The organism is Halomonas sp. McH1-25 (genome assembly GCF_022348165.1).
In the GTDB taxonomy this organism is placed as follows: Bacteria; Pseudomonadota; Gammaproteobacteria; order Pseudomonadales; family Halomonadaceae; genus Modicisalibacter.
The window spans coordinates 298,845-308,841 of the sequence record NZ_JAKRFI010000005.1 but is presented as its reverse complement, the minus strand read 5'-3'; the positions used below and the strand labels follow the sequence as shown (position 1 = coordinate 308,841).

The window sequence follows — 9,997 nt, the reverse complement described above, 5'->3', positions numbered from 1 at the left end:
CCATGGCGACGAACACCAGCCAGGCGGCGCCGCGGGCGCACCACACCACGCCGCGGTCGAAGGTGCTGCGCACCGGATCGGGGACCGTGGAGGTCTCGCCGGAGGTCGGGCCGGCAATTTCGTCCTCGTGTTTCACGGGGCGGTTGTCCTTGTCGATCGAAGGGGACATGTTTCCTCCATGCAGTACGCGCAGGGCACTGCCATGGTCAGAATAGGTCACAAAGCTCATGGGGCCGGACGTGCCGGCCCCCTGGATCTGTCATGAGTCCGTGCAAAGCGCCCGGCCCCTGGCCTGGCGACGCTTCGCAACGGTCCGGTGCTTACAGCTGACCGCGGGCCTTCAGGAACGAAGTCGCGGAATCATAGATCTTCTGGGTCATCTCGTTACGACCGGCCCATTCCTTCCACTCCTGTTCGGCGGCCTGACGGAACTTCTTGCGCTCCTCGGCGGGCAGGTTGTACGGATGGACATTCGGGTCCTGCTCGAGCTTCTGCAGCACCTCGATGTCCTGTGCACTCAAGCGGGCAATCAGGTCATAGGCCATGCGGTCGAAAGCGACTTCCAGCGTGGTCTGCAGGTCCTCCGGCAGCCCATCCCAGATCTCCTTGTTGATCGATACGGCGATCATCGGCATGGAATGGAACCCCGGATACAGCGGGTAGGGCGCGAACTGGTGCAGGCCCTGGGCATCGTTGTTGGAGAGCACGGTGGAGTCGGCCGCGTCGATCACACCCTTCTCGAGCCCGGTGTAGACCTCGGAACCGGGCAGGTTGACCGGGGTGGCGCCAATGCGCTCGAAGATGTTGTAGACCATGCCCTGCGGAGCGCGGATCTTGAGGCCTTCAAAGTCATCGATGGACTTGATCTCTACCGTGGAAGGCACTGACTCAAGCGGGAAGGTCGCCGCGGAAATCAAGTGGGCGCCATAGGGTTCGACCAGCTCGTTGTAGAGGTCTTCGCCGCCGGCATTGTTCATGAACTCCAGGAAATCGTAGGGATTCTGCCAGGCACCGACCAGGTTGCCGAGCATGCCGAAGGCCGGGTTCTGGCCCGAGAAGTAGCTGGGATCGGTCATGTGGCCCTGGAGAATTCCGGAACTCACGGCCTGTAGCGTCTCGGTCGGGCCCACTACGGCATTGATCGGCATGACCTCGATCGACACGCGGCCGTCGGTCATGGTCTCGATCTTGTCGGCCCACTCCTGCTTGATCTTGAAACTAGGCTCGCCGGAGGTCTCCGAGGCCTGGAACTTCCACTCGTACTCGGCGGCCTGAGCCGCGGAAAGTCCGAGTAACATCAGCGAACTGGTGGCGATTACGACGTGTTTGAGCTTGAACATGTGTTGTCTCCAAACAGCGTTTGTTGTTGTGGCTTGGTGGTCATCGGATGATGTCGAATTCACGTTCGGCATGCAGCTATCCAGTATGGGTTATGACTGAGCCTGCGTGATGGCCTTAGAATGTTGAACATAGCGAGCTTATGTTCAACATATACTTTCGTATGGGGTAGGTGCTTCCCTGCGTTCCTGCAGTGCCACCCCGGCGTAAGGTGGCTCAAGTCGCGCTAGTGCAGAACGTCTGACTGAACAATGCCTTAGCCGCGTTTCAAGAGGCTGAGTCGCTCTGCGTAGCAGTGCCGGATGGCAAGGGAAACTATTTTTGATACATGAATGTATATCAAATATTCACCTTATTAGTATTTCTTGGTTATCGATTTACTCGGTATCGTGCACTCATAACGTTAAAGACGCGTGGTGCTTAGATCGCCAGCCACCGTAGAGGAGAGATTCCATGTCCAATGAAAAACGCCCGCTTGGCTCTCAAGCAAAACCGTTGCGCTCGGCCGCCTGGTTCGGCAGTGCCGACAAGAACGGCTTCATGTACCGCAGCTGGATGAAGAACCAGGGCATTCCCGACCACGAGTTCCAGGGCAAGCCGATCATCGGCATCTGCAATACCTGGTCGGAACTCACCCCATGTAACGCCCACTTCCGCAAGATCGCCGAGCACGTCAAGAAGGGCGTTCTGGAAGCCGGTGGCTATCCCCTGGAGTTCCCGGTGTTCTCCAACGGCGAGTCCAACCTGCGCCCCACCGCGATGTTCACTCGCAACCTGGCGAGCATGGACGTCGAGGAGGCGATCCGCGGCAACCCGCTGGACGCCGTGGTGCTGCTGGTGGGCTGCGACAAGACCACGCCGGCGTTGCTGATGGGCGCGGCAAGCTGCGACATCCCCACCATCGTGGTCACCGGCGGACCGATGCTCAACGGCAAGCACGAGGGCAAGGACATCGGCTCGGGCACCGTGGTCTGGCAGCTTTCCGAGCAGGTCAAGGCCGGCAAGATATCGATCCATGAGTTCATGGCCGCGGAGGCCGGCATGTCGCGCTCCGCTGGCACCTGTAACACCATGGGCACCGCCTCGACCATGGCCTGCATGGCCGAATCGCTGGGCACGTCCTTGCCGCACAATGCGGCGATCCCGGCGGTGGATTCGCGCCGTTACGTACTGGCGCACCTGTCCGGCAATCGCATCGTCGAGATGGTCCATGAGGACCTCACGCTGTCGAAGGTCCTCACCAAGCAAGCCTTCGAGAACGCCATCCGCACCAATGCGGCGATCGGCGGCTCGACCAATGCGGTGATCCACCTCAAGGCCATCGCCGGGCGTATCGGCGTGGATCTCGAGCTCGACGACTGGACGCGCATCGGCCGCGGCACGCCGACCATCGTCGACTTGCAGCCCTCGGGGCGCTTTTTGATGGAAGAGTTCTACTACGCCGGCGGGTTGCCCGCGGTGCTGCGCCGGCTCGGCGAGGCCGACCGCCTACCCCACAAGGACGCCCTGACCGTCAACGGCCAAACCCTATGGGACAACGTCAAGGACGCCCCGCTCTACAACGACGAAGTGATCCGGCCGCTGGACAGCCCGTTGCGCGAGGATGGCGGCATGTGTGTGCTGCGCGGCAACCTGGCCCCACGCGGGGCGGTGCTCAAGCCCTCGGCGGCGACGCCAGAGCTGATGACCCATCGCGGCCAGGCGGTGGTGTTCGAGGACTTCGACGACTACAAGGCGCGCATCAACGACCCTGATCTCGACGTCACGGCCGACAGCGTGCTGGTGATGAAGAACTGTGGGCCGCGCGGCTATCACGGCATGGCCGAGGTCGGCAACATGGGCCTGCCGGCCAAGCTGCTCGAGCAGGGCATCACCGACATGGTGCGTATCTCGGACGCGCGCATGAGCGGCACGGCCTACGGCACCGTGGTGCTACACGTCGCCCCGGAGGCCGCCGCGGGCGGTCCGCTGGCCGCGGTGCGCAACGGCGACTGGATCGAACTCGACGCCTATGCCGGCAAGCTGCACCTGGACATCAGCGACGCGGAGCTCGAGGCGCGTCTGGCCGAGAGCGATCCCACCGAAGCCTCCCGGACCATCGCTGCCAGCGGCGGCTACCGCCAGCTCTACATCGAGCGGGTGCTGCAGGCCGACGAAGGCTGCGACTTCGATTTCCTGGTCGGCTGTCGTGGTGCCGAGGTGCCCCGGCACTCGCACTGACTGGTAGTTACTTTTAACGCCGATGAAAGACGAGGCGTCTCCGGCTGAAATGAACTGACCCAATGCCTGGACGGTTCACTTAGCCGATGATCAAGGCCTGAGCCCCGTACCGGGGCTCAGGCCTTTTTACGCTTTGTCTGAAAAATGCCTGCGCTCGCCCACACGGCGTTAAAAACCGGCTCAAAATGCTCATTTACACCGCGTAAACTCCGCTTTTTCGCCGATTCTTGCCTTGTCTGGCCCTCGCTCGCCGACTTTTCAGGCAGAGCTTAGCTTCATCCTGACGCATTCGTGATCGGGGTAATGGGTTTTCCTATACATCCACCTGGCGGGTTCGGCTTTGGTCGGAAGACTAAAGTGTCATGGTATTGCCTTTAATTCACAGACTAAATTAAGTCCCTGCCTTCCCAATGCTTCGGTGCCTGAAATGTTTCGCCGAGGGGCGAGATCGCCGGGAGCCAACTGACTGAAAAGTTGCGCCATGTACAAGCATAAAAAAGGAGATTGCCATGCACTTTTTTGCCGCCCGCAAGACCCTGATCACCAGGGCTATCGCCACCGCCGCAGTGCTTGGGTCCTGCGTGGCTTCGGCTGATACCGACATCAAGGTGCTTCGTGTGGAAATCAGCGATGTTGAGAAACAGTATTACGAAGACATCATTTCCGAATATGAAGCGCAGAACCCAGACATTAACGTTGAGTTCGAATATATCGCCAACGAGGCCTACAAGACGCGCCTGCCTACGTTACTGCAGTCCAACCAACGCCCCGATATCTTCTATAGCTGGGGCGGTGAGGGATTGCGTGATCAGGTCGAGGCTGGCTTCGTCCGTGATCTTACCGAGGAGATGCGGAGTGGCTGGCAGGAACTCTATCCCGATTCCGCCGTACGCGCCTTTACCCTGGACGACAGGATCTACGGTGCACCGCTGTATGCCACTCTGGTGGGGTTCTGGGTCAATACTGCGTTGACCGAACGGGCCGGGGTAGACATCTCGAACATCGAGACCTGGGACGACCTCGAGCAGGCCGTGGCCACCTTGCGAGAGAATGGCGTGACGCCCGCTGTCGTGGGTGGCATGGATGGCTGGCCCATGCACTTCTATTGGGGATACCTCGCCACTCGGATTGCCGGTGCCGAGGGTATCGAGGCCGCCAAGCGGGGAGAGGACGGGGGATTCGCTGGCGAGGAGTTCGTGCGTGCGGGCGAAATGCTGCAGTCGTTCGTCGAGCTGGATCCTTTCCAGCCTGGCTTCATGGCCACCTCATACGAACGCGCCAGTGCCATGTTCGGCGATGGCGAGGGCGCTCTGCACTTGATGGGGGATTGGGATTATATCCCTTCCAAGGAGCGGTCGACGAGCGGTGAAGGGGTGCCGGACGAGGATCTCGAGTTCATCCGCTTTCCCAGCGTCGAAGGGGAGCCGGCAATGAACAGAGCTTCGGCGGTCTCAATGGCTTTGCCGTAACACGCGATGCTCCTCAGGAAGCCGTGGATTTCCTGCGTTTTCTCCTCAACGAAGAGAATCAGCGCGAGGCTGCCAGGCTCGGCATCTTCGTACCGGTGGCCCATGGTTCGGAAGAGGAACTCGCCACTCCCTATGCACGTAAGGTGGCTGAGATCATCAGCGAATCCGCCTATCACCAAGTATTCCTCGATCAGGCTCTGGGGACCTCGGTCGGTGCCACGGTCAACGATATCAGCGGCGATCTGGCACAGGGGGCCATAACGCCAGAAGAGGCGGCTCAGAAGGTCGAAGAGGCCTGGCAGTTTAGATAATACCACCAGGAAGGGCGAGGCAAGACAGCGTCGCCTGATCGCACCGTCTCCACCAACTTCGCATCGGGATGGAGTTCCGCCATGAATACACTGACCAGGCACGTCGCCGAAAAGCGAGGGCTTGCAATGCGCATGCGCAAGGGCATGGTCAGCGGCAAGCTTGCAGCAATGCTGCTCCTCTTGCCGCCTGCGCTCATCTTGTTTTCGCTTTTCGTCATCCTGCCGCTGGCCGATGCGGCCTATTACAGCGTCTTCTCCTGGAACGGCTATGGAGCGCCGAGCGATTTCGTCGGTACTCAGAACTATGCGCGCCTGCTCGACCACTCGGTGTTCCATACCGCGCTGTGGAATACTGCCAAGCTGATCCTCGTCTCGTTGCTTGTCCAGATGCCACTGGCGTTGGGGCTGGCGCTGCTGGTATATCGCAAGACGCCGACCAACACGCTGTTCCGGCTGGTGTTCTTCCTGCCCTATATCCTCGCCGAAGTGGCCGCTGGGCTGATCTGGAGCTTCGTCTTCGACGGCGACTACGGCATCACCGCCTTCATGTTCCAGGCCCTGGGGCAGGAGTCGGTCTACGTGCTGGCCGACCGCCAGTGGGCCTTCCCGGCGATCATGACGGTGATCGTTTGGAAGTACTTCGGTTTTCACATGATGATCTACATTGCGGCGTTGCAGAGCGTGCCCAAGGATTTGATCGAAGCGGCCAAGCTGGAGGGGGCCAAACCGCGCCAAGTGGCACTGTTCGTGCAGATACCAATGATCAAGCATGCCATCGTGGTGAGCGGTTTCTTCGCCATTATCGGGTCGCTGCAGATTTTCGACATCATTATCCCGCTGACCAATGGCGGCCCCTCGAACACGACTCATACCATCGTCACCTATCTCTACACTTTCGGCCTGTCGCGGCTGAACATCGGCTTCGGTAGTGCCGCCGCCGTGGTGCTGTTCATCCTCGCAATCGGTATCGCCTTCTTCTATCAGCGCACCACCGCGAAAGGGGGCCAGGCATGAAGAGCCTCACGACCCGCAACACGCTGCGCGTGATCGTGCTGATCGTCGTTGCCAGCGTGGTCATCGGTCCCCTGCTGGCCTCCTTCTTGGGTGGCTTCAAGAGCAACGCCGAGCTACGCACCAACCCACTATGGTTACCGGATAGCTGGAATGCGGATCGCTACATTGAGATCTTTCTCGATGGCGATTTCTGGCGCTACATGGGCAATTCGTTCCTGATTTCATCGATGACCGTGTTCCTGACCCTGGTAGTGGGAGCGGCAGCCGCTTACGTATTCTCGCAGATCCGCTTCTTCGGCTCGAAAATGATCCTTTCCTATCTGCTGCTGGGGCTGATGTTCCCCTTTGCCGCGGCGATTCTGCCACTGTTCATCAAGGTGCGCGATCTGGGGCTGCTCGATACCTACTGGGCGGTAATCCTGCCGCAGACCGCCTTCGGTCTGTCGCTGGCGATCCTGCTGTTCAAGGCGTTCTTCGACCAGTTGCCAAGGGAGCTGTTCGAGGCTGCGTACGTCGACGGCTGCAGCTACCTACGCTTCTTCTGGTCGTTCACGTTGCCGCTGTCGACGCCGATTCTGGCCACGGTGGGCGTGTTCGTCTTCGTACAGAGCTGGAACAACTTCCTGTTGCCGTTGGTAGTGCTCAATGATCGCGCCATCTACACCTGGCCGCTCGGCATGATGCAGTTCCAGGGCGAATACCTGACCCAATGGAACATGATCCTGGCCTTCGTGACCTTGACCATCACGCCGGCAGTGGTCTTCTTCCTGGCAGCACAGAAATACATCGTGGCCGGCCTTACCGGCGGCTCCGTCAAGGGATAAAGGACGCCATCATGACCGACACCATTCGCAATCCGATACTTGCCGGCTTCAATCCCGACCCCTCGATCTGCCGGGTCGGGGGCGACTACTACATCGCTACCTCGACCTTCGAGTGGTACCCCGGCGTACAGATTCATCATTCCCGCGATCTGGCCAACTGGCGACTGGTGACCCGGCCGTTGTCCCGAGCTGCGCAGCTCGACATGCGCGGCAATCCCGACTCATGTGGCATCTGGGCCCCATGCCTGTCGTATGCCGATGGCCTGTTCTGGCTGATCTATACCGACATGAAGCGCTACGAGGGCAACTTCAAGGATGGCCATAATTATCTGGTCACCGCACCCGCCATCGAGGGGCCGTGGAGCGATCCGGTCTATCTCAACTCGAGCGGCTTCGATCCTTCGCTGTTCCACGACGAGGACGGCCGCAAGTGGCTGGTCAACCTTAAATGGGACTATCGCCAGGCCGAAGGGAAGAACCGCTTCGGCGGCATTCTGCTGCAGGAATACGACGTCGAGCGCAGACGCTTGGTCGGCCCGATCCGCAATGTCTTCGCCGGCACCGAGATGAAACTCACCGAGGGGCCGCACCTGTATCGTCGCGATGGCTGGTACCACCTGCTGGTGGCCGAAGGCGGTACCGGCTACGACCACGCCGTGACCATGGCGCGCTCGCGCGAGATCGTCGGCCCCTACGAAGTGCACCCGGACAACCCGGTGCTGACCACCCGCGACGATCCGAATAACCCGCTGCAGCGCGCCGGTCATGCCGACCTGGTCGAGACGCCCGATGGCGAGACTTACATGGTGCATCTGTGCAGCCGGCCGCTACCCGGCACACGCCGCTCGCCGCTGGGGCGCGAGACGGCGATCCAGAAGGCCGAGTGGGGAGAGGATGGCTGGCTGCGCCTGGCACATGGCGATAATAAGCCTGTATCGGTGGTCTCGATATCCGGTGTAGAGCAGCGGGCCCCGAGCAGCGAGGAAGTCTATGCGTTCGAGCCCGGAGCGCTGTCGGCGGACTTCCAATGGCTGCGTACCCCCCAACCCGAACGGCTATTTTCGTTGGCCGAGCGGCCCGGCTGCCTACGCCTGTTCGGTCGCGAGTCGGTAGGCTCGTGGTTCGATCAAGCGCTGGTAGCGCGGCGCCAGGATAACCACCACTGCAGCGCCGAGACCGAGCTTACGTTCGAGCCGGACGATATCCAGCAGTTCGCCGGACTGATCGCCTACTACAACCGCTTCAAGTTCCACTATCTCGCAGTAACCCGCAACGATGCCGGCAACAAGGCGCTCAGCGTGATTAGTTGCCGCGACGACTGGCCGAGTGGACAGCTCGATATCGTCGATGTCGCTGATGTAGTGCTCGATGCTGACCAGCCGGTGCGCCTGGGACTCGACATTCGAGAGCGCGAACTGCAGTTCCGCTTCGCTCAGGGTGATGCCGACTGGCAGCCGGTCGGTCCGGTCCTGGATGCCGGGCTGCTTTCGGACGAGGGCAGCGGCAGAGCGCATGGCTACTTCACGGGTAATTTCCTGGGCATGGCGGCACACGATATCAGCGGCCGCGGCATACCGGCCGACTTCGCTGGGTTCCGCTACTGCCGCTCCCCGCGCTGAGTCCATGCCGGGCACAGCGCACGACAATCTACGCTACGCGCAGACGAAGAGAACATGCTTATGTCTGAAGTGACTTTGACCAATATCGCAAAGATCTTCCACGGCAAGACCACGGTGATTCCCGACCTCAGCCTGCGCATCGATGACGGTTCCTTCACGGTGTTGGTGGGGCCCTCCGGGTGCGGCAAGTCGACGCTATTGCGCATGATCGCTGGGCTCGAGTCGGTGACCCGCGGCTCGATCTCCATCGGCGGGCAGGACGTAACCTTTGCCGAGCCGTGTGATCGCAACATCGCCATGGTCTTTCAGTCTTATGCGCTTTACCCGCACATGAGCGTTGCCCGCAACATCGATTTCGGCATGCGCCTGGCCAAGGTTCCCGCCGAGGAGCGCCAGGCCAAGGTCGACGAAGCGGCCCGGCTGCTGCATCTGGAGGAACTCCTGGAGCGCAAGCCGGCGGAACTTTCCGGCGGTCAGCGCCAGCGCGTGGCGATCGGCCGCGCCATCGTTCGCAATCCCGGCGTGTTCCTGTTCGACGAGCCGCTCTCCAACCTCGATGCGGCTCTCCGAAACAAGATGCGCGTCGAGCTGGCCGAACTCCATCAGCGTCTGGATGCGACCATGATTTACGTCACTCACGATCAGGTCGAGGCAATGACGCTGGCCGACAAGATCGTGGTCATGAATGCCGGTCGAATCGAACAGTCAGGCACGCCCATGGAGCTCTATCAACGACCGAAGACCCTATTCGTCGCTGGCTTCATCGGCTCGCCCAAGATGAACCTCATCGAGGGGCAGGTGGCAGCGTCGTATGGGGCGACCACCCTCGGCATCCGACCGGAACACCTCGATGTCAGTCGCGACAGCGGTGATTGGCAGGGCCGTGTTCGCGTCATCGAGATGCTTGGGGCCGATATCTTTGCCTATATCGATAGTGAGGTGGCCGGCTCGATGATCGTTCGTCTATCCAGCGACTCCGACATTCACCCGGGAGACACGCTGTACCTGACTCCACGGCATGAGTTGCTGCATTGCTTCGATGCCAATGGCATACGCATGGATACTTCGCTGGTACATGCCCGTAGCGCCTGATTGCGCAGTGGCCGGAGGCTTTGGTTCCGGTTCCGATAGCATGCTTCCGAGCAATCCTTTTAGTTTAGAAGGTTTACAAATTGATTTGTTGGGTGTGAAGGATGCAACTC

Annotated in this window: 8 protein-coding genes and 1 pseudogene; 7 read left to right on the top strand and 2 right to left on the bottom strand. The window is 60.5% G+C overall.

The genetic code is table 11. The features are described from left to right. Together MHM84_RS14970 and MHM84_RS14965 are read right to left on the bottom strand one after the other, a co-directional pair. Positions 1–220: pseudogene (locus tag MHM84_RS14970) on the bottom strand (hypothetical protein); the annotation flags it as partial. Between the two features lie 100 nt (positions 221–320). Then, positions 321–1,340 (bottom strand): TRAP transporter substrate-binding protein, encoded by a 1,020-nt coding sequence (locus tag MHM84_RS14965; RefSeq protein ID WP_239267158.1) that lies wholly within the window; start codon positions 1,338–1,340, stop codon positions 321–323. 451 nt (positions 1,341–1,791) lie between these two features. On the opposite strand from MHM84_RS14965, the gene MHM84_RS14960 reads away from it, so the two are divergent. The 7 genes from MHM84_RS14960 (at position 1,792) to MHM84_RS14930 (ending at position 9,887) form a co-directional block, all read left to right on the top strand. Further along, positions 1,792–3,558 (top strand): IlvD/Edd family dehydratase, encoded by a 1,767-nt coding sequence (locus MHM84_RS14960; RefSeq protein WP_239267157.1) that lies wholly within the window; start codon positions 1,792–1,794, stop codon positions 3,556–3,558. A 509-nt stretch (positions 3,559–4,067) separates the two neighbouring features. Beyond that, entirely contained in the window at positions 4,068–5,027 is a 960-nt protein-coding gene (locus tag MHM84_RS14955; RefSeq protein ID WP_239267156.1) for an ABC transporter substrate-binding protein, read from the top strand. A 23-nt stretch (positions 5,028–5,050) separates the two neighbouring features. Next, positions 5,051–5,338 carry a hypothetical protein gene (locus tag MHM84_RS14950; RefSeq protein WP_239267155.1) on the top strand — a complete coding sequence of 96 codons (288 nt, stop codon included), beginning with the start codon at positions 5,051–5,053 and terminating at the stop codon, positions 5,336–5,338. Between the two features lie 81 nt (positions 5,339–5,419). Then, positions 5,420–6,352 (top strand): sugar ABC transporter permease, encoded by a 933-nt coding sequence (locus tag MHM84_RS14945; protein ID WP_239267154.1) that lies wholly within the window; start codon positions 5,420–5,422, stop codon positions 6,350–6,352. Beyond that, positions 6,349–7,176 (top strand): carbohydrate ABC transporter permease, encoded by an 828-nt coding sequence (locus MHM84_RS14940; RefSeq protein WP_239267153.1) that lies wholly within the window; start codon positions 6,349–6,351, stop codon positions 7,174–7,176. The genes MHM84_RS14945 and MHM84_RS14940 overlap by 4 nt, the downstream gene beginning before the upstream one ends. A gap of 11 nt (positions 7,177–7,187) precedes the next feature. Next, positions 7,188–8,795, top strand: coding sequence for a glycoside hydrolase family 43 protein (locus tag MHM84_RS14935; protein ID WP_239267152.1), 1,608 nt, complete (start codon positions 7,188–7,190; stop codon positions 8,793–8,795). A gap of 60 nt (positions 8,796–8,855) precedes the next feature. Further along, positions 8,856–9,887: an ATP-binding cassette domain-containing protein gene (locus MHM84_RS14930; RefSeq protein WP_239267151.1), complete on the top strand. Its 1,032-nt coding sequence runs from the start codon at positions 8,856–8,858 to the stop codon at positions 9,885–9,887. The last annotated feature ends 110 nt before the right edge of the window (positions 9,888–9,997 follow it).